Annotated in this window: 17 protein-coding genes; 2 read left to right on the top strand and 15 right to left on the bottom strand. The window is 69.0% G+C overall.

Annotated features, from left to right (window positions below; translation table 11 throughout):
* The 5 genes from CEG14_RS07250 to CEG14_RS07230 form a co-directional block, all read right to left on the bottom strand.
* Entirely contained in the window at window positions 1-1122 is a 1122-nt protein-coding gene (locus CEG14_RS07250; protein WP_094825680.1) for an ABC transporter permease subunit, read from the bottom strand.
* Window positions 1115-2038, bottom strand: a complete 924-nt coding sequence (gene oppB / locus CEG14_RS07245) for an oligopeptide ABC transporter permease OppB (protein ID WP_094825679.1) — start codon at window positions 2036-2038, stop codon at window positions 1115-1117. The genes CEG14_RS07250 and oppB overlap by 8 nt, the downstream gene beginning before the upstream one ends.
* 29 nt (window positions 2039-2067) lie before the next feature.
* Window positions 2068-3669: a peptide ABC transporter substrate-binding protein gene (locus CEG14_RS07240; protein ID WP_094825678.1), complete on the bottom strand. Its 1602-nt coding sequence runs from the start codon at window positions 3667-3669 to the stop codon at window positions 2068-2070.
* A gap of 300 nt (window positions 3670-3969) precedes the next feature.
* On the bottom strand, window positions 3970-5739 hold the full coding sequence (locus CEG14_RS07235; RefSeq protein WP_218831318.1) for a peptide ABC transporter substrate-binding protein: 1770 nt from the start codon (window positions 5737-5739) through the stop codon (window positions 3970-3972).
* A gap of 208 nt (window positions 5740-5947) precedes the next feature.
* Complete coding sequence (locus tag CEG14_RS07230; protein WP_094825677.1) at window positions 5948-6838, bottom strand: PhzF family phenazine biosynthesis protein; 891 nt, start codon at window positions 6836-6838, stop codon at window positions 5948-5950.
* A gap of 298 nt (window positions 6839-7136) precedes the next feature.
* Between CEG14_RS07230 and hslO the strand changes: the two genes are divergently transcribed.
* Window positions 7137-8066 (top strand): Hsp33 family molecular chaperone HslO, encoded by a 930-nt coding sequence (hslO, locus tag CEG14_RS07225; protein ID WP_094825676.1) that lies wholly within the window; start codon window positions 7137-7139, stop codon window positions 8064-8066.
* 787 nt (window positions 8067-8853) lie between these two features.
* Here the strand turns inward: hslO and ftsB are convergent.
* The 4 genes from ftsB to CEG14_RS07200 form a co-directional block, all read right to left on the bottom strand.
* On the bottom strand, window positions 8854-9243 hold the full coding sequence (gene ftsB, locus CEG14_RS07215; RefSeq protein ID WP_094825675.1) for a cell division protein FtsB: 390 nt from the start codon (window positions 9241-9243) through the stop codon (window positions 8854-8856).
* A 69-nt stretch (window positions 9244-9312) separates the two neighbouring features.
* A complete protein-coding gene (eno, locus tag CEG14_RS07210; RefSeq protein WP_094825674.1) occupies window positions 9313-10599 on the bottom strand; it encodes a phosphopyruvate hydratase in 1287 nt (428 codons plus the stop codon).
* A gap of 5 nt (window positions 10600-10604) precedes the next feature.
* Window positions 10605-10889 carry a DUF1330 domain-containing protein gene (locus CEG14_RS07205; protein WP_094825673.1) on the bottom strand — a complete coding sequence of 95 codons (285 nt, stop codon included), beginning with the start codon at window positions 10887-10889 and terminating at the stop codon, window positions 10605-10607.
* Window positions 10890-11052: 163 nt separating this feature from the next.
* Window positions 11053-12705 (bottom strand): CTP synthase, encoded by a 1653-nt coding sequence (locus CEG14_RS07200; RefSeq protein ID WP_094825672.1) that lies wholly within the window; start codon window positions 12703-12705, stop codon window positions 11053-11055.
* A gap of 197 nt (window positions 12706-12902) precedes the next feature.
* On the opposite strand from CEG14_RS07200, the gene CEG14_RS07195 reads away from it, so the two are divergent.
* Window positions 12903-13904 (top strand): hypothetical protein, encoded by a 1002-nt coding sequence (locus CEG14_RS07195; RefSeq protein ID WP_143277181.1) that lies wholly within the window; start codon window positions 12903-12905, stop codon window positions 13902-13904.
* 80 nt (window positions 13905-13984) lie between these two features.
* Here CEG14_RS07195 and CEG14_RS07190 read toward each other — a convergent pair whose 3' ends face one another.
* The 6 genes from CEG14_RS07190 to gsiB all read right to left on the bottom strand — a co-directional run bounded on the left by CEG14_RS07190 (window position 13985) and on the right by gsiB (window position 21330).
* Window positions 13985-15781 (bottom strand): aminopeptidase P family protein, encoded by a 1797-nt coding sequence (locus tag CEG14_RS07190; RefSeq protein ID WP_094825670.1) that lies wholly within the window; start codon window positions 15779-15781, stop codon window positions 13985-13987.
* 38 nt (window positions 15782-15819) lie between these two features.
* Window positions 15820-16638 carry a M55 family metallopeptidase gene (locus CEG14_RS07185; RefSeq protein WP_094825669.1) on the bottom strand — a complete coding sequence of 273 codons (819 nt, stop codon included), beginning with the start codon at window positions 16636-16638 and terminating at the stop codon, window positions 15820-15822.
* 65 nt (window positions 16639-16703) lie between these two features.
* Window positions 16704-17780, bottom strand: a complete 1077-nt coding sequence (locus CEG14_RS07180; RefSeq protein WP_094825668.1) for a DmpA family aminopeptidase — start codon at window positions 17778-17780, stop codon at window positions 16704-16706.
* 99 nt (window positions 17781-17879) lie between these two features.
* Window positions 17880-18779, bottom strand: a complete 900-nt coding sequence (gene gsiD, locus CEG14_RS07175) for a glutathione ABC transporter permease GsiD (protein WP_094825667.1) — start codon at window positions 18777-18779, stop codon at window positions 17880-17882.
* 7 nt (window positions 18780-18786) lie between these two features.
* A complete protein-coding gene (gene gsiC / locus CEG14_RS07170; protein WP_094825666.1) occupies window positions 18787-19707 on the bottom strand; it encodes a glutathione ABC transporter permease GsiC in 921 nt (306 codons plus the stop codon).
* A gap of 69 nt (window positions 19708-19776) precedes the next feature.
* A complete protein-coding gene (gsiB, locus tag CEG14_RS07165; RefSeq protein ID WP_094825665.1) occupies window positions 19777-21330 on the bottom strand; it encodes a glutathione ABC transporter substrate-binding protein GsiB in 1554 nt (517 codons plus the stop codon).
* Between the last annotated feature and the right edge of the window lie 68 nt (window positions 21331-21398).

Raw genomic sequence — 21398 nt, 5'->3', positions numbered from 1 at the left:
TCAGCGATCCTTGGGGTCGAGCGCGTCGCGCAGCCCGTCGCCGACGAAGTTCAGCGCAAACAGCGTCACGACGAAGAACAGGGCGGGGAAGATCAGCAGCCAGGGCGCCGACTCCATGTTGTTGGCGCCCTCGGAAATCAGGGCGCCCCAGCTGGTGAGGGGCGCCTGCACGCCCAGGCCGAGGAACGACAGAAAGCTCTCGAGCAGGATCACCCTGGGCACGATCACCGTGACGAACACCACCACCGGGCCCACGGTGTTGGGAATGATGTGGCGCCGGATGATCTGCCAGTCGCTCAGGCCCAGGGCCTGCGCGGCGCCCACGAACTCGCGGCGCTTGAGCGCCAGCGTCTGGCCGCGCACGATACGCGCCATGTCGAGCCACTCCACCGCGCCGATCACCAGGAAGATAAGGATGAACGAACGGCCGAAAAACACCACCAGCACCACCACCAGGAACACGAACGGCAGCGAGTAGAGGATCTCCACCAGGCGCATCATCACGTTGTCGAGCCGCCCGCCGATATAGCCGGACACCGCGCCATAGACCACGCCGATGCCGAGCGACACGAGGCTCGCCAGCAGGCCCACGGCGATCGACACCTGGCCGCCCAGCATCACGCGCGCCAGCAGGTCGCGGCCGTTGGCGTCGGTGCCGAAGAAGAAGTGGTCGCGCATGATCCCGCCGGCCAGTCGCAGCGTGCGGCCCTCGTCTTCGGTCGCCACCACCCGGGTGTCCCGGAACGCATTGGCGCGGTCGAAATAGCGGACCACGCGCGGATCGATGCGCTGCGCCGCGCTGATCGTGGCGCCGTAGCCCTCGCCCTCGATCTGCAGCGCGTCGAGGTGGACGCGCGCGCGTGCCGCCACCTGGGCCGCCGCGCGCTGGAGGGCGATGTCGTCGGGCCGGGCCGCCAGGCTCGGCGGCGCCAGCACGTAGGCGGCAAAGACCTGGTCGTAGCCGTGCGGCACGAACAGCGGCCCGGCGAAGGAAAACAGCGCGATGATGGCCAGCACGAGACAGCCCACCATCGCGGCGCGGTTGCGCACGAAGCGCAGGCGCGCGAGCTGGAACAGGCTGCGTCCGGCCGCCGCCGCGCCGGCATGGACGGCATCATTCATGGCGCACCCGCGGGTCGAGCAGGCCATACAGGATGTCGACCACCAGATTGAACAGGATCACGAACACGGCCACGAGAATCACCGTGCCCATCACCAGCGTGTAGTCGCGATTGATCGCGCCCAGCACGAAGTAGCGCCCCACGCCGGGTATCGTGAAGATCATCTCGATCACCGCCGAACCAGTGAGCAGCGCTGCGGCACAGGGCGCGAGATACGACACCACCGGCAGCAGCGCGCCGCGCATGGCGTGCGTGACCACCACGGTGCGGGCGCGCAGGCCATAGGCCCGCGCGGTGCGGATATGGTCGGCGTGCAGCGCCTCGATCATCGCGCCGCGCATCAGCCGCGCGAACACCGCGAGCTGGGGCAGTGCCAGCGCGATGACCGGCAGCACCAGGAAGCGCGCCGATCCGTCGCCCCAGCCGCCCGCCGGCAGCCACGACAGCAGCACCGCGAACACCAGCGTCAGCACCGGCCCGACCACGAAGTTGGGCACGGTGACGCCGATGGTGGCCACCGACATGATCGCGTAGTCGGACAGGCGGTTCTGCCGCAGCGCGGCCAGCGTGCCGGCCGCCACCCCGGCCACCAGCGCCAGCGCCAGCGCGTAGCTGCCCAGCGTCAGCGAATACGGCAGGCCCTTGCCGATCAGCTCGGCCACGCTGTTGTCCTTGTAGACGTAGCTGGGCCCGAAATCGCCCCGCACGGCGTTGGCGAGGTAGTGGGTGTACTGGCGCCACAGCGGCTGGTCGAGCTGATAGGTCTGCATCAGGTTGGCCATCGTCTGCGGCGGCAGCGGGCGCTCGAGATTGAACGGTCCGCCGGGCGCGAATCGCATCAGGAAGAAGGAAAGCGTGACGACGATGAGCAGCGTCGGCACCGCGCTGGCGAGCCGGCGCAGGACGAAAGAAAGCATGGCAGGCCTCCGGGCAATGCGCCGCGCGATTACTCGGAGAGGCTCAGGAACCGGCTCAGGTGCTGGTTCACGACGTTGTCGTGCCAGCCCTTCACCCGGTTCGACACCAGCCACAGGTCGGTGATGGTGAGCAGCGGCGCCATGGGCTGCTCCTGCATCAGCAGCGCCTCGGCCTCGTGCAGGGTGCGGGCCCGCACGGCGGGATCGCGTTCGTCGTACGAGCGCTTCATCAGCGCGTCGTAGGCCGCGTTGCTGAAACGGCCGTAGTTGAAGGTCTGGTTGCCGCTCACGCTCAGGCCGAGAAAGGTCTCGGCATCGGCGTAGTCGGCGATCCAGCCGGCGCGCGCCACGTTGAACTTGCCGCCCTCCTGGAGATAGGCGTAGTGCGACGACACGTCGAGGTTGACGAGCTTGACCTTGGCGCCGAAGACCCGCTTCCACATGTCGGCCACGGCGGTGGCGACGCGTTCGTGGTCGCGGCTGGTGTTGTAGCGCACCTCGATCTCGAGCGGCTTGCCGCCTGGCCCATAGCCCGCACTCGCCATCAGCGCGAGCGCACGGTCCTCGCGTTCCAGTTGCGGCAGCGCGGCGAACGTGGGCGCGGTCGGCGCGCCATACGAGGCGATGCCGGGCGGCACCAGCGCATAGGCCGGCACCCGGGTGCCGCCATAGATCTCCTGCGCCAGGAAGTCGCGATCGATGGCCATCGACAGAGCGCGCCGCACCCGGACATCGCTGAACGGCGGCTGGCGCGTATCGAAGGCGTAGTAATAGGTCGCGAGCGCCGTCTCCACATGGGCCTGGCCGGGATAGCGCTCGCTCAGGCGCTTGTACTGGTCGGCCGGGTAGCCGAACATCACGTCCATCTCGCCCGCCTCGAAGCGGCGCACCGAGGCAGACTGGTCTTCGGTGGGATAGAACACCACCTTGTCGAGCTTGACGTGGGTGGCGTCCCAGTAGTGGTCATTCCTGGCCATCGTGAGGCGGTCGTTGGGCACGTAGCCCACCAGGCGAAACGCGCCGTTCGACACCATCACGCCGGGCTTGATGAAATCCTTGCCGTTTTTCTTGAGGCTGGCCTCGTTCACCGGCAGCGCGCTCTGGTTGGTGAGCAACTGGAGAAAGAACGGCGTGGGACGCTCGAGCGTGATGCGCAGGGTCTTCGCACCGAGGGCCTCGACGCCGAGCTGCTCGACCGGCAGCTCGCCGCGATTGACCTTCTCGGCGTTCTTGATCGGATACAGCAGGTTGGCGTAGCCGGCCGCGGTCTTGGGATCCTCGATCCGGCGGAACGAAAACACGAAGTCCGCCGCAGTGAGGTCCGAGCCGTCGGACCATTTTGCCTGAGGCCGCAGCGTGAAGGTATAGACGGTGGCGTCCGGCGAGATCGTCCAGCCCTGCGCCGCGCCGGGCACGAGCGTGCCGGTGGCGTCGTACACGGTCAGGCCCTCGAACAGGTCTTTCAGGATGAACTCCTCGATGTTGATCGAGGTGTGGGCCTGGTCCAGCGTCTGCGGCTCGCCGCCGTTGGCCCGATGCAGGACCCGCTCGGCCGAGGCCGCCCCCATCATGCCCAGGCACAGCGCGCCCAGACACAACACGCGGCCGAAACTGAATTTTTGTCGTCTCATCGTTTTTCTCCTGTCCCGGGCGAGCATGGCGTGTGCCGCGGGCGGCGCGGTGCTGGCCTGGGATCACGCAGGCGCCGGCGCCGCCGATATCACGGTTGTGTGACATGGGCGCCGACGAATGTACGAGCGCGGGCCCTGCCCATGACGTCGAGGGGGTGCTTCTCGGACCGAACGGCGGGAAAACCTTGCGGCAGCGCAAACGCGGGCCTCGGCCGCGCCACGCCGCCACCCGGACGCGCGGCTGGGCGCCAGCGCCGGGCCGCCTCGCGGCCGGCCCGGTGCAGCGGCCCGGGGCGCGCCCTACTTCGCGATGCGCAGGAAACGGCTCAGGTGCTGGTTGGAGGTGTTGTCCTGCCAGCCCTCGATCCGGTGGGCCACCAGCCAGAGCTGGTTCTGGAACAGCAGGGGCGCGACCGCCTGCTGCTTCATCAGCAGGGCCTCGGCCTCGTGCAGCACGCGCGCCCGCGCGGCCGGATCGCGCTCCTCGTAGGACTGCTTCATCAGCGCGTCGAACGCGGGGTCGTGGAAGTGGCCGTAGTTGAAGGTCTTGTTGGCGGTGGTCAGCAGCGACAGGTAGTTTTCGGCATCGGCGTAGTCGGCGAACCAGCCGGCGCGCGCCACGTCGAAGCGGCCGCCCTCCGTCAGGTAGGCATAGTGGGAGGACTTGTCGAGGTTGAGCAGCCGCACCTTGGCGCCGAACACGCGCTTCCACATGTCGGCGATCGCGGTGGCGACGCGCTCGTGGTTGCGGCTGTTGTTGTAGCGCAGCTCGATGTCGAGCGGCTTGCCCTGCGGCCCGTAGCCGGCCTCGCGCATGAGCGCCTGCGCCCGGTCTTCGCGCTCGAGTTGCGAGAGCTCGGCGAAGTCGGCCTGGGTGGGCGCGCCATACGAGGGGATGCCGGGCGGCACGAACGAGTAGCCGGCGATCTGGGCCCCGGCGTAGATCTCGGTGGCCAGGAAATCGCGGTCGATCGCCATCGAGAGGGCGCGGCGCACGCGCGCGTCGTCGAAGGGCGCATGGCGCGTGTCGAAGCTGTAGTAGTAGTTCGCCAGCAGCGGCGCCACGTGCACGCCGGTGCCGTAGCGCTGGCGCAGGCGCTCGATCTGGTCGGCCGAGAAGTTGTAGACCACGTCCATCTCGCCCGCCTCGAAGCGGCGCAGCGCGGCCGCCTGGTCGTCGATCGGGTAGTACACCACCTTGTCGAGCGCCACGTGCGCCGCGTCCCAGTACTTGGAGTTCTTCACCATGGTCAGGCTGTCGTTGGGGATGTGGGCCGTCAGCCGGAATGCGCCGTTGGACACCAGCACGCCGGGCTTGACGAAGCCGGCGTGGTTTTTCTCGACGTTGGCCCGATTCACCGGCAGGGCGGTCTGGTGGGTGAGCAGCTCCAGGAAGAACGGCGTCGGCCGCTCCAGTGTGATCTCCAGCCGCTTCGCGCCCAGGGCCTTCACGCCCAGCTGCTCGGGCGGCAGCGTTCCCGCGTTGACCTGCTCGGCGTTCTTGATCGGGTACATGATGTTGGCGTAGCCCGAGGCCAGCTTCGGATCCTCGAGGCGGCGCAGGGAGTACACGAAGTCGTCGGCCGTGACCGGCGTGCCGTCCGACCACTTCGCGTCGGGCCGCAGCACGAAGGTGTAGCGGGTGCCGTCCGGGGAGACCGTCCAGCTCGACGCGGCGCCGGGCACGATCCTGCCGCCCGCGTCGATCACCGTGAGCCCCTCGAAGAGATCCTTGAGCACGAAATCCTCGATGTTGCTGGTGGTGAGCGCGGGATCGAGAGTGCGCGGCTCGCCCGGATTGCCGCGATTCAGGGTGCCGCCGGCCCAGGCCGGGGTGATACCGGCCAGCGAGAAGGCGGCGGCCAGTGCGGCGGCGAGTGTGGCAGCCCTTGTGGCAGCCCTTGTGGCGGCCTTTGTGGTCGCCCTTGTGGCGGCCTTTGCGGCGGGCTCTGTGGCGGGCTTGGTGGCCGCTCGAGAGGTAACGAGCGCGGCGGCGAGCGCGGCGGCTGGCGCGGCGGCTAGCGCGGTGGCGAACGCGGCGGGGCCGCGCCTGGGGTTTGCGGTATGCATTTCCGTCCTTGCGCCCCCGGGGTGGATGGTGTGCCCATCGGCATCGCGGGGGATCAGGGGCGGGGTGTGGCATTCCGGCGCGGGCCACGGCGCGCGAAACGCCGGCGTGGGCGCGACGACTTTACGAGCCGCGGCCGGGCTCGTTCATGCCGTGCGCCTGCTTATCGGACGGAGCATGCGTGGACACCCGCGGCTCGAAGCGCTGACGTCAGGCCGCGTCGGGCGGCGCCGTCAGCGTGCCCTGCATCACGATCACCGCCCCGCCGCCCACGCTGGCGCGCACGCCGTCGGCGCCGGACCGCGCGCGTGCCTGCAGCAGGCTGGCGCGACCCATGTCCACGCCCTGCCCCACCGTGAGCGACACGGCGTCGCCGGCCAGCGCGGCGCGCAGCCCCGCCATGGCCGCGGTGGCGCTGCCGGTGGCGGGATCCTCGGTCATGCGGCTGGTGAACATGCGCGCCTGCACGTCGGTGCCGGGATCGGCCTCGCGGGTGTAGGCATAGATCGAATACGCGCCATCGAGCGGCAGCAGCGCCGCGTAGCCGTCGCGGTCGGGCGCCGCGCGGCGCAGCGCGTCGCGGCTCGCCAGCTGCACCACGACGAACGGCAGTCCGACCGACACGACCTGCGGCGCATGCTCGGACTGCAGGATATCGGCCGGCGCCAGCTTGAGCGCGCGCGCCACCGCCTCGGCGGGCGCCTGGGACGCGCGGCTCAGGGGCAGCGGCGCCTCGACGTGCGCGCTCTGGCCGTCTTCGGCGAGCGCCACGCGCACCAGGCCGGCGCCCTCCTCGAAACGCCATTCGGCCGGCACGGCCAGGCCCTGGGCGGCATGGCGCGCGGCCAGCGCGACCGCCGTGCCGACGTTCGGGTGGCCGGCGAACGGGATCTCGCGATCGGGCGTGAAGATGCGCACCTGCGCGTGGTTATCGGGCGAGGCCGGCGGCAGGATGAAGGTGGACTCGGAGTAATTGAATTCGCGCGTGATCGCCTGCATCTGCGCCGTGCTCAGGCCGCGCGCATCGAACACCACGCCCAGCGGATTGCCGCGATAGGCGTGGCGGGTGAAGACGTCGACGATGGCAAACGGATAGGACATGCGGATTTCCCCTGTGAGATGGCCCGCCCAGTATCGCGCGCCGCTCGGCCGCGCGACAGACACAGAGGCGCGCCGCGGCGAACACAACAGCGGCCGGGCGGCGGGCCGGGGCGCGCTCGGCGGCCGCGCCTTGCCGCGCGATCCGCCCCCGCGAAACGGCGCCGCCCGGCCTTGCAATCGGCCCGCCCCGCCCCCATCTGGGAAGGCAATGGCGGGACGTTGCCCCGCCCCTAATTTCGCCAGCCCGCCCCCGCCGCGCCACGCGGCCCGCGGCGGGTGATCGGCTAACATTCTCACCATGACCGACCTTCTCAAGAAATACCTGTTCGAGACCCGCACCGTGCGGGTCCAGGCCGTGCGCCTGACCGACACCTGGCGCGACGCGCAGGCCCATCACGCCTACCCGGCCGCGATCCAGCGCCTGCTCGGCGAACTGGTGGCGGCCTCGACGCTGCTGGCGGCCAACATCAAGTTCGACGGGTCGCTGATCCTGCAGATCCAGGGCGACGGCCCGATCGCGCTGCTGGTGGTGGAATGCCGCTCCGACCTGAGCGTGCGCGCCACCGTGAAGGTGCGCGAAGGCCACGAGGTGCCGACCGACGGCACCATGCAGAGCCTGCTCAACCCCAACGGCAACGGCCGCTTCATGGTGGTGCTCGACCCGCATCGCAAGGTGCCCGGCCAGCAGACCTACCAGGGCATCGTGCCGCTGGAAGGCGAGACCGTGGCCGAGGCGCTCGAGCACTACATGAAGGCGTCCGAGCAGCTCGACACGCGCCTGTGGCTCGCCGCCGACGACAACGTCGCCGCCGGCCTGCTGCTGCAGCGCCTGCCCGATCATGGCGGCGAGGACCGCCCGCAGGTCACGGCCGAAGTGGCCGGCGAGGCCTGGAGCCGCGCGCTGCACCTGGGCGGCACGCTCAAGAGCGACGAGCTGGTGGCGACCGACACCGACACCCTGATCCATCGCCTGTTCTGGGAAGAGACGCTGATCGCGTTCGATCCGCAGCCGGTGCGCTGGTTCTGCCCCTGCACGCGCGAGCGCGTGGCGGCCATGCTGCGCACGCTGGGCCAGGCCGAGGTCGAAGACATCCTGGCCGAACGCGGCGAGGTCGAGGTCACCTGCGATTTCTGTGGCAAGCCCTACCGCTTCGACCCGGTCGACTGCGCCGGCCTGTTCAGCCCGGCCACGCCCGTGTCCGAGCAGGATCCCCCCACCGTCCACTGAGCCCGGCGCGCGGGGCGCGGCGGCCGTGACACATCGGCCGCTGCGCATTGCCCACAATCGCCGGCGCGTCCCGGCATGGCCATACTCCGGCCATGCCCCTCCCCTTCCCGCGCCAACGCGGCGCCGCCCTGATCGAAGCCGCCCTGGCGGTGCTGGCGCTGTGCGCGCTCGCCACCACGCTGGTCGAGGCGAGCCGCTGGCACACGTTGCAATACGCGCTCTACGCGGCGCTCACCGACGCCGCGCGCGCCGGGGCGGTGGCGCACGCGGCGCCGCGCGTCATCGCGCAGGCCTTCACGCGCGCCCTGCCGCGCGCGGCGCGGCGGGCGCTGTCGGGCGCGGCCGGCTGGCGCATCGAGGTGCTGCAGCCCGACACCCTGGCCTATGCCCGCCACGCCAGCGCCGGGCTGGCGCTGCCGCCCGAGGCGCGCGGCTGGCCGGCGATCCGCAACGATCACCAGGCCGAACAGCAGGCCCTGCGCCCGGGCCTCGCGCCCGACGTGTTCCAGGCCAACCGCCTGCGGCTGCGGCTGCGCTATCCGGTGCGGCCGCTGGCGCCCTGGAGCGCCGCGCTGCTGCGCGCGCTCGCCGCGGGCGCGGCCGACGCCTGCACCCGCGCCACGCTGGCCGCCGGCGCGCTACCGCTGCAGCTCACCCTCGAGATCGACATGCAGTCGCACCCGGTGCAATTCCCGGACGCCCCGCCGGTCTGGGTGCGCACGCACCCCTGCCCGCCATTGCGTCGCAAGGGCAGGCGTGTCGGAAAGCGGAAGCGAGGGGGCCGCGCTCAACGCTGCGGCGTGGCCGGCCGGTTGCCGGTGGCGGGCGCGCCGGGCCGGTTGGCGGCGGGCGGCGGCTTGGGCGCGGTGGCCTGCGGCGTGGAGTTGGCCGACGGCAGGGCCACGCCCGGCGGCAGGATGTGCACGAACACTTCGCCGTCGCGCATCATGCCGAGCTCGCCGCGGGCGCGCTCTTCGATGGCGCCGGTGCCCGTTTCGAGGTCGCGCACCTCGGCCTGCAGCGCAGCATTGCGCGCACGCAGACCTTCATTGGTTTCGCGCTGCTCGGCGACCTGACGTTGCAGGTCCCAGACCTTGAACCAGCCGCCCTTGCCCAGCCAAAGCGGATACTGGATCAGAGCCACCAGCGCGAAGAGCACCAGAAACAGCAGGCGCATACGACGGACCCTGGAAAACGGTTGGGCGGTAAAACCCGGCCCGCTTGCGCGGGCCGGGCGTGAAGCGCTTTAACGCAGGTTGTAGAACGCGTCGCGGCCGGGGTAGGAGGCCACTTCGGCGAGCTCTTCCTCGATGCGCAGCAACTGGTTGTACTTGGCCATGCGATCCGAACGCGACAGCGAGCCGGTCTTGATCTGCATCGCGTTGGTCGCCACGGCGATGTCGGCGATGGTCGAGTCTTCGGTTTCGCCCGAGCGGTGCGACACGACGGCGGTGTAGCCGGCGCGCTTGGCCATCTCGATGGCGGCGAAGGTTTCCGACAGCGTGCCGATCTGGTTGATCTTGATCAGGATCGAGTTGGCCACGCCCTTCTGGATGCCTTCACGCAGGATCTTGGTGTTGGTGACGAACAGGTCGTCGCCCACCAGCTGGACCTTCTTGCCGAGCTGGTCGGTCAGGAGCTTCCAGCCGTCCCAGTCGTTTTCGGCCATGCCGTCTTCGATCGAGATGATCGGGTACTTGTCGCACCAGGTCGCCAGCAGGTTGGCGAATTCCTGCGACGACAGCGACACGCCGCCTTCGCCGGCAAGGGTGTACTTGCCGTCGCGGTAGAACTCCGAGCTGGCGCAGTCCAGGCCCAGGGCGATCTGGCTGCCGGCTTCGTAGCCCGCTTCCGAGATGGCCTTCAGGATCAGCTGGATCGCGGCTTCGTGGTTCGGCACGTTGGGGGCGAAACCGCCCTCGTCGCCCACGGCGGTCGACATGCCTTCGGCGTGGATCAGCTTCTTCAGCATGTGGAACACCTCGGCGCCCCAGCGCAGGGCTTCGCGGAAGCTCGTCGCGCCGATCGGCAGGATCATCAGTTCCTGCAGGTCGAGGGTGTTGTTGGCGTGCGCGCCGCCGTTGATGACGTTCATCATCGGCACGGGCATGCTCATGGGGCCGCTGCCGCCGAAGTAGCGGTAGAGCGACAGGCCCGATTCGTCGGCGGCGGCGCGAGCCACGGCCATGCTGGCGGCCAGGATCGCGTTGGCGCCCAGGCGCTCCTTGCTTTCGGTGCCGTCGAGCTCGATCAGCGTGCGATCGACGAAGGTCTGTTCCTGGGCGTCCAGGCCCATCAGGGCTTCGGAGATCTCGGTGTTGAGGTTTTCGACGGCGCGCAGCACGCCCTTGCCGAGGTAACGGCCCTTGTCGCCGTCACGCAGTTCGATCGCTTCACGCGCACCGGTGGAGGCGCCCGACGGCACGGCCGCGCGGCCCATGGCCCCCGACTCCAGCAGCACGTCGCACTCGACGGTAGGATTGCCGCGCGAATCAAGAATCTCGCGGCCGATGATATCGACGATTGCACTCATGGTAATTACATTCCCTGAACGATAAACATATTCATGACGGCGGCGCCTTCGCGGGCATTGCGGGCGCGGCGGTACTGCCAGGAATCATAGAAGGCCTGGGCCGCGGCCATGGAGGGAAACTCCATGATGACCGTGCGGCCCGGTTCGCGGCCTTCGAGGTGCTTCGACTCGCCGCCGCGCACCAGGATCTTGGCATCGTACGCACGCATGGCCAGCGTGGACAAGCGCTTGTAATCCTCGTATTGCGCGGGCTTGGTGACGGTGACGTCGGCGATCAGATACGCACTCATGTGATTCCTTTCAAGCAAAGATTGTCGGGAAAAAACCGCTGGCCACGGCGCTTCCGGCTCGGAGCATCATAGCCAGCGCAGGCATGTCGGACACTAAGTTGTTGTATCCGAAAGCAGCCCGCCCCGGCGGCCCTCCTCGCGGAAAGCCCCGGGGCGGCCGGGATCATGCCTTCTGGTCGCGCCGCGCCTTCAGGTCGATCGCGGCCTGGATGTAGCTCGAGAACAGCGGGTGGCCGTCGCGCGGGGTGGACGTGAATTCCGGGTGGAACTGGACGCCCACGAACCACGGGTGGTTCGGCAGCTCCATCATCTCGGGCAGGTTTTCCGTCGGCGTGCGGGCGCTGATCACCAGGCCGGCCTCTTCGAGGCGCGGCACGTAGACGTTGTTGACCTCGTAGCGATGGCGGTGACGCTCGTTGACCTCGTTGCCGTAGATCGACTGGGCGCGCGTGCCCGGCTTGATCGGGCAGCGTTGCGCACCCTTGCGCATCGTGCCGCCGAGATCGGAGCTGTTGTCGCGCCGCTCGACCTTGCCTTCGCGGTCCATCCACTCGGTGATCAGCGCGACCACCGGGTGCGGGGCCGAGGGATCGAACTCGGTGCTGTTGGCGCCGCCGAGGCCGGCCACGTGGCGGGCGAACTCGATCACGGCCAGCTGCATGCCGAGGCAGATGCCCAGGTAGGGCACGCCGTTTTCGCGGGCGAAGCGGATCGCGGCGATCTTGCCCTCGGTGCCGCGCTTGCCGAAGCCGCCCGGCACCAGGATGGCGTCGAGATGCTTGAGCTGGTCGGTGCCGCGGGTTTCGATGTCTTCGGAATCGATGTACTCGATCTTGACCTTGGAGTGCGTGTGGATGCCGGCGTGCACCAGGGCTTCGCTCAGCGACTTGTACGACTCGGTCAGGTCGACATACTTGCCCACCATGCCGATGGTGACCTGGTGCTGCGGATGCTCCAGGTCGTGGACCAGGCGGTCCCACATGGACAGGTCGGCCGGCGGCGGGGTCAGGCCCAGCGCCTCGCAGACGATGTTGTCCACGCCCTGCTGGTGCAGCATGGCGGGGATCTTGTAGATCGAATCGACGTCCCAGACGGAGATCACGGCGTCGAGCGGGACGTTCGAGAACATCGAGATCTTGGCGCGCTCGTCATCGGGGATGCGGCGATCGGCACGGCACAGGAGCGCGTTCGGATAGATCCCGATTTCGCGCAGCTTCTGCACCGAGTGCTGGGTGGGCTTGGTCTTGAGCTCGCCGGCCGAGGCGATGAACGGCACCAGGGTCAGGTGCACGAACGCCGCGTTGTTGCGGCCCATGCGCAGGCTCATCTGGCGCGCGGCCTCGAGGAACGGCAGCGACTCGATGTCGCCGACCGTGCCGCCGATCTCGACGATGGCGACGTCGGTGTTGCCGCCCCAGGCGGAGTCGGCGCCACGGGCCACGAAATCCTGGATCTCGTTGGTGATGTGCGGGATCACCTGGACGGTCTTGCCGAGGTAGTCGCCCCGACGCTCCTTGCGCAGCACCGATTCATAGATCTGGCCGGTGGTGAAGTTGTTCACCTTGCGCATCTTGGTGGAGATGAAGCGCTCGTAGTGACCCAGGTCGAGATCGGTCTCGGCCCCATCTTCGGTAACGAACACTTCGCCGTGCTGGAACGGGCTCATCGTGCCGGGATCGACGTTGATGTACGGGTCCAGCTTGAGCATCGTGACTTGCAGACCGCGCGATTCGAGGATCGCGGCGAGAGACGCGGCGGCGATACCCTTGCCGAGGGATGACACCACACCGCCGGTGACAAATACGTATTTGGTCATCGTGATTTAGCACCCGGGACGAGCGGGCGCATGCGGGAAATTTGGATTATACCCGGGACCGCGCCAAAATATGGGTTTTCCCCTACGTCAGTTCGGTAACAGGCCGGGCTGGCTCCGGCCCCGATCCGAGGCCGGCGTACACTCCCCGTGCCGCGCGCCCGACGCCGTGGCACGGAGCCCCCAGGAGTCCGCCGCGCATGTCCGAAGTACGTCCGTTGCCCGCCAGCCGGTGGGCCGTTTCATGTTGCATCACCGCCCTGCTCGCGGTGTGCGCCGCCGCGCTGGGCGAGCGCGCGCAGATGTGGTCGCTGGACCACAGCGCCGGCCCGCTCGCGGTGCGTCCGTCGCTCGCGGGCACCGTCTCGTTCACGCTGGCCAGTGCCTGCCTGGCCGTGCTGGTGTGCGCCTGCACCCTGCTGCGCGCGCAGCAGTCGCGCCCGGGCCGCGTCCCGGTCGCGCCGCGCGCCTGGTCGCTGGTCTACGGCGTGACGCTGGCGCTGCTGTACGGCGCCTGGCTGCAGGGCATGAACCACTTCAGCCTGCACGGCTTCTACGCCGCCACCGACGCCTGGCTGCAGGCGCATGGCGTGGCGCAGCCCCTCACCCGGCTGGCGCTGTTCATGAACCTGCGCAGCCTGATCAACCTGCTGGTGCTGATGCTGGCCACCTGGCTGCTGCTGCGTGCCGCGATGGGTGTGGCGCGCTGGCGCCACGACCCGCGTCCGGCCCGGCCGCGCCTGCGCCGCACCTGGATCGTGTGGCTCGCCGCCGGCGCCACCTACGCCTGGCAGACCGCCATGCTGCGCCTGGCGGCCGGCTGGCTGGCCGCGCTGCAGGCCCGCACCGAGGGCCTGGTGCCCTGGCTCACCTGGCTCGCCCTGCCCCTGGCCGCCGGCCTGGTGGTGGCCCTGGCGGTGCGCCACACCCTGCCCGCCACGCCGCGCTCCACCGGCGTGAGCCGGGCCGTGGGCGTCGGCACCACCGCCTTCTGGGTGGCGCAGGGCGCGATGGCCGCCCTGGCCGCGCCGCTGGCCGCCGCGCTCTCGAGCGCGGCCTGGCAGCGCCTGCTCGGCATGCCTGTGTTCGGGCTGGCCGCGCTGGCCGCGTATCTGGTACTGCTGGCCGTGCTGGCCTCGAGCCTGGCGCGCAGCGCGTTCCGCACCTACGAAGGGCCGCTCTCCGAGACCTCGCAGGCCTGAGCGGCGGCCCCTCCCCGGGGCAAGAAAAAAGCGGATCTGGCAGCAGATCCGCTTTTTTTGGCGCCGATGACCGCGCCGGCTCAGGCCGCGAGGGGCTCGGTGCGCGTGATGAGCCAGTCGAGCGCCGCGCCGTCGACCAGCGGCGCCACGCGCTCGCGCACGGTGCGGTGGTAGTCGTCGAGCCAGGCGATCTCGTCGGCGCGCATCAGCGAAAGCTCGATGCAGCGCGTGTCGATCGGGCACAGCGTGAGCGTCTCGAAACAGAGGAATTCGCCCAGCTCGCCCTCGAGCCAGCTGCGGTTGGCCACGAGATTCTCGATCCGCACGCCCCAGCGGCCCGGCCGGTAGATGCCCGGCTCGTTGGAGGTGATCATGCCGGGCTCCATGGCCGTGTGCGGGCCGGGCTGGGCGCGGTACGAGATCACCTGCGGACCTTCGTGCACGTTGAGGAAATAGCCCACGCCGTGGCCGGTGCCGTGGCCGTACTCGGCGCCGCCCGCCCAGATCGGGGCGCGCGCGATGGCGTCGAGCATGGGCGACGGCGTGCCGCGCGGAAACGACGCGCGCGACAGCGCGATCATGCCCTTGAGCACCAGCGTGAAGTCGACCTTCTGGTCGGCGTTCGGCGTGCCGACGGGCACCACGCGGGTGATGTCGGTGGTGCCGCCCAGGTACTGGCCGCCGGAGTCGATCAGCAGCAGGCCGTCGCCCTCGATCACCGCGTGGCTGGCCTCGGTGGCGCGGTAATGCGGCATCGCGCCGTTGGCGTTGAAGCCGGCGATGGTGGCGAAGCTGGGGCAGACGTAGTTGGGCCGGCGCGCGCGCGCGGCGGTGATCTTCTCGTCGATCGTGAGCTCGGTGATGCGCTCGCGGCCCGAGCCGGCCTCGAACCAGGCGAAGAACTCGGCCAGCGCGGCGCCGTCCTGCGCCATGGCCTCGCGCACGTGGGCCAGCTCGGCCTCGCTCTTGCGCGACTTGAACAGCGTCGAGGGGTTGATGGCCTCCACGCGCGGCACCTCGGGGTCCATGCGCTGGAACACGCCGCAGGTGACGCGGGCCGGGTCGATCAGCAGCGTCTGGTCGGTCTGCAGCGAGCCGAGCGCGTCGCTCACCTCGCCATAGTCCGCCACGTCCACGCCGTCGTCGGCCAGGCGGGCGCGCAGCGCCTCGTCGATCTTGCCCTCGGCCACGAACAGCGTGGCATGGTCGGTGCCGATCAGAGCGTGGGCCAGGAACACCGGGTTGTAGTTGACGTCGGCGCCGCGCAGGTTGAAGACCCAGGCGATGTCGTCGACGGTGCAGAGCAGGTGCACGTCGGCACCCTTGGCGCGCATGGCCTCGCGCACCCGCGCCAGGCGCTGCGCGCGCGACTCGGTGGCGTACGGCGGCAGGTGCTCGTAGACGGCCGCCTGCGGCAGCGCGGGACGGTCGGGCCAGGCCTCGGCCAGCAGGTCCACGCCCAGCACCAGCTCGATGCCGGCCGGCGCGAACGCCGCCGACAGGCCGCGGAAGGCCGCCAGGCCCAGCACCGCGCCGTCCACGCCCACCCGGGCGCCCGCGGCCAGCTGCGTGGCGAGCCAGTCGACGTGGCCCGGCGTGGTCGCCAGCGCGATCTTCATCAGTTGCACGCCGGTGCCCGCCAGCTGCGCCTCGGCCTGCACCCAGTAGCGGCTGTCGACCCACAGGCCGGCGAAGTCGGCCGTGAGCACCAGCGTACCCACCGATCCGTTGAAGCCGCTGGCCCAGCGACGGCCCTGCCAGCGTGCCGGCAGGTACTCCGACAGATGGGGATCGGCCGACGGCACGATGCAGGCATCGAGCTGGTGGCGGCGCATGGCCTGGCGCAGGGCGGCAATACGGGAATCGGTGGTGGACATGGGTTTCCTGGACGAGGGCGGCGCGGCGGGCGCGCGGATTAGCGCAGCATGAAAGACATGGCCGCCAGGCTGTTGAGCGTGCGGATCGCCGCCTGCATGTTCTCGACCGTGAACTGCAGCGTGACGCCGTCGACGCGGGTCAGCGTGGGCCACATGCAGAACAGATCGGCCAGCGCGGCGGTCTGCGTCTGCAGACGGCATTCTATCGGCCCGGGCACCACGAAAGGAACCGCCTGCTTGAGATTGCGCACCGCCGTCTCGGCGGCCTGGGCGATGGCGCGGCGCGAGGCGGCCGGCGACAGCGTGATGCCGCTGCTCAGGCCGTGCGCCACCTTGGTCTGCACCCACTCGGCCTGCGGAAACAGCGGCCGGGTCTCTTCGATGAACACGTCGTCGCCCGTGGCCAGCACCACCGGCACGCCCAGCTCGCCCGCCAGCGCGCCGTACAGGCCGGCCTCGCCCAGCTCCATGCCATTGATCCAGACCCGCGCGAACGCGAAGCTGTTGATGGTGTGAGCCAGGATGCCGCGGCCCTGCGAGCGGCTGTGGTAGCCGATCATGAAGACCGCGTCGCACCGCTCCTCGAGGCCGCCCATCATGCCCAGGTAGCGCGGCTTGCCCAGCACCAGGCGTGCGCGCTCGTCGATCAGGTCGGGCAGCAGGTTGCGAAAGCCGCCGTGCGAGTCGTTCACCAGCACCTCTTCGGCGCCGCCGGCGATCGCGCCCTGCACGGCCGCGTTGGCCTCGGCGGTCATCCAGGCGCGGGCGCGCTCGTACTCGCCATTGCCCGCCCGGACCTGTTCGTGATGGAAGACACCGGCCACGCCTTCGATGTCGGTGGAAATCAGGATTTTCATGGTTACCCCCCGTCTGCACGGGACTGTCATGCACATACCGCGGGCCGCGCCCGCGGGTCCAAAAATCAGAAGGCCGACTCGGCCAGCCAGTCGCGCCACTGCGGCACGACGTCCTGCAGCGCGCGGCGCTGGTGGCCGTCGCGTCCCGTCACGCCGGTGGCGTGCCAGAGGGCGGCCACGATGGCCTGTTCGCAGGCCTCGGCGGCCGCCTCGAAGAGCGGATCGATCAGGGTTTCGTGCAGCATCGCGACCGCCGGCATGCCGGCGTCGGCCAGGTGCGGCACGGTATAGGCGGTGGAAAACGCCAGCGCGATGTCGCCGCTGCCGTGGCCGAACACCGAGCCGGTGCGGGCCAGGCCGGCGCCGGCGCGCAGCGACAGCCGGCGCAGCTGGCGGGCGTCCAGCGGCGCGTCGGTGGCGACCAGCAGGATGATGGAGCCCTTCTCCGGCGCCTGGGCGTCGGCCTCGCGCGCCAGGATCTCGGCGATGCGCGGGCCGAAGCGGCGGCCGGCGATGGTCATGTTGGGCAGGCGGCCGAAGTTCGACAGCACCAGGGCGCCCACCGTGTAGGCGTCGCCCGCGCGGGTCCGGGCCAGGCGCGAGGCGCTGCCGATGCCGCCCTTGAGCGAGAACGACGACATGCCGCGCCCGGCGCCAACGCTGCCCTGCGCGAAGTGCGCGTCGCAGGCGGCATGCGCGGCCACGTAATCGGCCTCCTGCACGGCCAGCGCCTGGATGTCGTTCAGGTAGCCGTCGTTGCACTCGAACACCAGCGGATTCACGGTGGCCCATTCGCGCCCGATGGCCGGGTTGGCGGCCACGGCGGCACGGATCTGCGCATTGGCCACGGTGCCCACGCCGAAGGTGTTGGTCAGGCCGATCGGCGTTTCGAGCACGCCGAGCTCCTCGACCTGGACCAGGCCGGTGCTCTTGCCGAAGCCGTTGAGCACAGTCACGGCGGCCGGCACCTTGTCGCGGAAGTGGTCGCCGCCATGGGCACGCACCACCGTCACGCCGGTCTGGCAGGCGCCGTTGGCGCGGGTGTGGTGGCCGACGGTCACGCCGGCCACGTCGGTGATGGCGTCGCGGGGGCCGGCGGGCAGCACGCCGATGCGCGGCAGAACGGGTTCAGTCATGTGCATTGCCGCGCGAGGCGGCCTCCAGAATGCAAAACGCCGCCTGGGCGGCACCGGGCGCGGCACGGGGCCGCGTCCGGGACGTCCAGACGGCGCAAGAACGATTTACTTGCGGTCGATCTTGGGGTCGAGCGCGTCGCGCAGGCCATCGCCCAGCAGGTTGAATGCCAGCACGGTCAGGAAGATCGCCAGCGCGGGGAAGATCGCCACGTGCGGCGCCATCACCATGTCGGCGCGCGCTTCGTTGAGCATGGCGCCCCACTCCGGCGTCGGCGGCTGCGCGCCCATGCCGAGGAACGACAGGCTGGCGGCGGTGATGATCGAGGTGCCGATGCGCATCGTGCCGTAGACCACGATCGGCGAGATCGTGCCGGGCAGGATGTGGCGCATGATGATGGTCCAGTCGGACGCGCCCACGCTCTTGACCGCTTCGACGTAGGTCATCTGCTTGATCGAGAGCGTGTTGCCGCGCACCAGGCGGGCAAACGCCGGCACGCTGAACACGGCCACGGCCACGACCACGTTGACCATGCTCGACCCGAGCACCGCCACCACGCCGATCGCCAGCAGCATGCCGGGGAACGCCAGCAGCACGTCGGAGATGCGCATCGTGATGCGCTCCCACCAGCCCTGGTAGTAGCCGGCCATCAGGCCCATGAAGGTGCCCACCACGGCACCCATCGCGACCGACAGGAAGCCCGCGGCCAGCGAGATGCGCGAGCCCATCAGGATGCGGCTGAAGATGTCGCGGCCGAGCGAGTCCACGCCGAGCCAGTGCACGGCCGACGGGCCGGCATTGATGGCGTCGTAGTCGAAGAAGTTCTCGGCGTCAAACGGCACGATCCACGGCGCGAAGATGGCCACGATCACCAGCAGCAGCACGAACAGGCCTGCGCCCACGGCGAGCTTCTGCTTCTTGAACTTGCGCCAGAACTCGGTGAGCGGCGTGCGCACGTCGTTCTTGGGTGCCGCCTGGGCGGCGGTGGCGGTAGTCGGATTGCTCATGCCGCCCTCACTTGTATCGGATGCTGGGATTGATGACGCCGTACAGCACGTCGACAATCAGGTTGATCAGGATGAATTCGAACGAGAACAGCAGCACGAGGCCCTGGATCACCGTGAAGTCGCGCTGGGTCACGGCGTCGACCAGCAGGCGGCCGAGGCCGGGCCAGTTGAACACCGTCTCGACCACGATGGAGCCGCCCAGCAGAAAGCCGAACTGCAGGCCCATCATCGTGATCACGGGAATCAGCGCATTGCGCAGCGCGTGCTTGATCACCACGCGGCGCTCGGACAGGCCCTTGGCGCGGGCGGTCCGGACGAAATCCTCCTGGATCACTTCGACGAACGACGCGCGGGTGAAGCGCGCCATCACGGCGGCCACGGCGGCGCCCAGCGTGATCGAGGGAAGAATGTAGTGTTGCCAGGTCGAGGCGCCCACGGTGGGCAGCCAGCCCAGGTTCACCGAGAACACCTGCATCAGCATCATGCCCAGCGCGAAGGCCGGGAACGAGATGCCCGACACCGCCAACGTCATGCCGAGCCGGTCGGGCCAGCGATTGCGCCACACCGCCGAGACGATGCCGATCACCATGCCGAATATCACGGACCAGACCATACTGGTGATGGTCAGCCACAGCGTGGGCATGAAACGGTCGGCGATTTCGGTCGCGACGGGACGCTTGGTGCGCAACGAATTGCCCAGGTCGCCCTGGAGCAGATTCGAGAAATAGCGCACGAACTGCTGCGGCAAGGGCAGATCCAGGCCCAGCTGCTTGCGCACGAGATCGACGGTTTCCTGGTCGGCCTCGGGGCCCGCGGCCAGGCGCGCCGGATCACCGGGCAGCATGTGCACGAACAGGAACACGACCACGGATACCAGAAGCATCGTGGGGATCATGCCCAATAGACGTTTGACGATGTAGGTCAGCATTGAAATTCCTGCGACATCGGCGGGGGCACCGTGCCCCCGCCAAATGCGGCCTTCTTGGGTTTACTGCGTTTACTGCTTCAGATCGATGTCACCGAACCAGAACGAGGTGTCGGGTTCGACATACACGCCGGTCAGGTTCTTCGACTTCACATACACGTTGTTCTGGGTCACCAGGAACGCCCACGGAGCGTCGTTCCAGATGGTTTCCTGAACGTTCTTGTAGATCTCGGTCTTCTTGGCGCGGTCGGTCGTGGCCAGGGCTTCCTGGATGCCGGCGTCGACCTTGGCGTTCGAGTAGTACGACACGTTGTTCAGCACGGGCGGGTAGGCCGGGGTGCTCAGCAGCGGACGCAGGCCCCAGTCGGCTTCACCGGTCGAGGACGACCAGCCGGCGTAGTACAGGCGGACCTTCGCGTCTTCAGGCTTCTGCACCTGTTGCACGCGCTGCACGCGCTGACCCGATTCCAGCACTTCGACCGAGGTCTTGATGCCGACCTGTTGCAGCTGCTGCTGCAGGAACTGCACCACCTTGACCGAGGTGCCGTCGTTATAGGCGGACCACAGCTGGGTTTCGAAACCGTTCGGGTAGCCGGCCTGCTTCAGCAGTTCGCGCGCCTTGGCGGGATCGTAGCCCCACGGGCCGGTCTTGTAGGCGTAGTCCACGCCCTGCGGCACGACGCCGTCGACCACGGTGGCGTAGCCGTTGAAGGCAACCTTGGCCAGCGCCTGCTTGTTGATGGCGTAGTTGATGGCCTGGCGCACGCGCACGTCGTCGAACGGCTTGACCAGCGTGTTCATCGACAGGTAGCGGGCCATGATCGAGTTCTTGTGGTCGACCACGTCCAGCTTGTCGTTCTTGGCCAGCATCGGGGCCTGCTCGAACGGCACCGGGAAGGCGAAGTGCGCTTCACCGGTCTGCACCACGGCGGCGCGGGTGTTGTTGTCGGTCACGGTGCGGAAGGTGATCGAATCGACCTTCGGCTTGCCCTTGTTCCAGTAGCCGTCGAACTTCTTGACCTTCAGGTATTCGGCGGGCTTCCACTCGACGAATTCGAACGGGCCGGTGCCGACCGGGTGGAAACCGATGTCCTTGCCGTACTTCTTCAGCGCGGCGGGCGAGATCATCATGGCGGCCGGGTGGGCCAGCGCGTTGATGAAGGCCGAGAACGGCTTCTTCAGGGTGATCTTGACGGTCAGGTTGTCGACCACTTCGATCTTGTCGATCACGCTGAACTGGATGTAGCGCGACAGACGGTTGTTCGGGTCGGCCGGACGGTCGAAGTTGATCTTCACGGCTTCGGCGTTGAAGTCGGTGCCGTCCTGGAACTTGACGCCGGGGCGCAGCTTGAACGTGTACACCAGGCCGTCTTCGCTGGCGGTGTAGTCGGTCGCCAGGACCTTCTGGACCTTCAGGTCCTTGTCGAATTCGAACAGGCCTTCGTAGTAGGCCTTGCCCACCGCCTGGTTCAGGGTGCTGTTCGTGTTGTACGGATCGAGCGTTTCCAGCGCGATCGACACGGCGAAGGTCACGTCCTTGCTGGCGTGCGCCAGGGGCGACGCGAGGACACCGAAGGCCAGCGCGGCGGCGGCCATCAGCTTGGTGGGGCGCAGTACTTTCATCATTGCGGACTCCTGATTCGTAAAGGAGAGGCGGATTGGCGGAAAAAACCGTAAGAGGCGCGGCCGGCGGC

Source organism: Bordetella genomosp. 1 (assembly GCF_002261335.1).
Classification (GTDB): Bacteria; Pseudomonadota; Gammaproteobacteria; order Burkholderiales; family Burkholderiaceae_B; genus Bordetella.
The sequence above is the reverse complement of the archived record's forward strand: the minus strand, read 5'-3'. Positions and strand labels throughout refer to the sequence as shown.

Coding starts and splice junctions, on each gene's coding strand:
- CEG14_RS07240 (WP_094825678.1), bottom strand. CDS start 3,669: ATGAGACGACAAAAATTCAGTTTCGGCCGCGTGTTGTGTCTGGGCGCG.
- CEG14_RS07195 (WP_143277181.1), top strand. CDS start 12,903: ATGTCCGAAGTACGTCCGTTGCCCGCCAGCCGGTGGGCCGTTTCATGT.
- CEG14_RS07200 (WP_094825672.1), bottom strand. CDS start 12,705: ATGACCAAATACGTATTTGTCACCGGCGGTGTGGTGTCATCCCTCGGC.
- CEG14_RS07190 (WP_094825670.1), bottom strand. CDS start 15,781: ATGTCCACCACCGATTCCCGTATTGCCGCCCTGCGCCAGGCCATGCGC.
- CEG14_RS07230 (WP_094825677.1), bottom strand. CDS start 6,838: ATGTCCTATCCGTTTGCCATCGTCGACGTCTTCACCCGCCACGCCTAT.
- gsiD (WP_094825667.1), bottom strand. CDS start 18,779: ATGAGCAATCCGACTACCGCCACCGCCGCCCAGGCGGCACCCAAGAAC.
- gsiC (WP_094825666.1), bottom strand. CDS start 19,707: ATGCTGACCTACATCGTCAAACGTCTATTGGGCATGATCCCCACGATG.
- CEG14_RS07235 (WP_218831318.1), bottom strand. CDS start 5,739: ATGCATACCGCAAACCCCAGGCGCGGCCCCGCCGCGTTCGCCACCGCG.
- ftsB (WP_094825675.1), bottom strand. CDS start 9,243: ATGCGCCTGCTGTTTCTGGTGCTCTTCGCGCTGGTGGCTCTGATCCAG.
- CEG14_RS07250 (WP_094825680.1), bottom strand. CDS start 1,122: ATGAATGATGCCGTCCATGCCGGCGCGGCGGCGGCCGGACGCAGCCTG.
- hslO (WP_094825676.1), top strand. CDS start 7,137: ATGACCGACCTTCTCAAGAAATACCTGTTCGAGACCCGCACCGTGCGG.
- CEG14_RS07180 (WP_094825668.1), bottom strand. CDS start 17,780: ATGCACATGACTGAACCCGTTCTGCCGCGCATCGGCGTGCTGCCCGCC.
- eno (WP_094825674.1), bottom strand. CDS start 10,599: ATGAGTGCAATCGTCGATATCATCGGCCGCGAGATTCTTGATTCGCGC.
- CEG14_RS07205 (WP_094825673.1), bottom strand. CDS start 10,889: ATGAGTGCGTATCTGATCGCCGACGTCACCGTCACCAAGCCCGCGCAA.
- CEG14_RS07185 (WP_094825669.1), bottom strand. CDS start 16,638: ATGAAAATCCTGATTTCCACCGACATCGAAGGCGTGGCCGGTGTCTTC.
- gsiB (WP_094825665.1), bottom strand. CDS start 21,330: ATGATGAAAGTACTGCGCCCCACCAAGCTGATGGCCGCCGCCGCGCTG.
- oppB (WP_094825679.1), bottom strand. CDS start 2,038: ATGCTTTCTTTCGTCCTGCGCCGGCTCGCCAGCGCGGTGCCGACGCTG.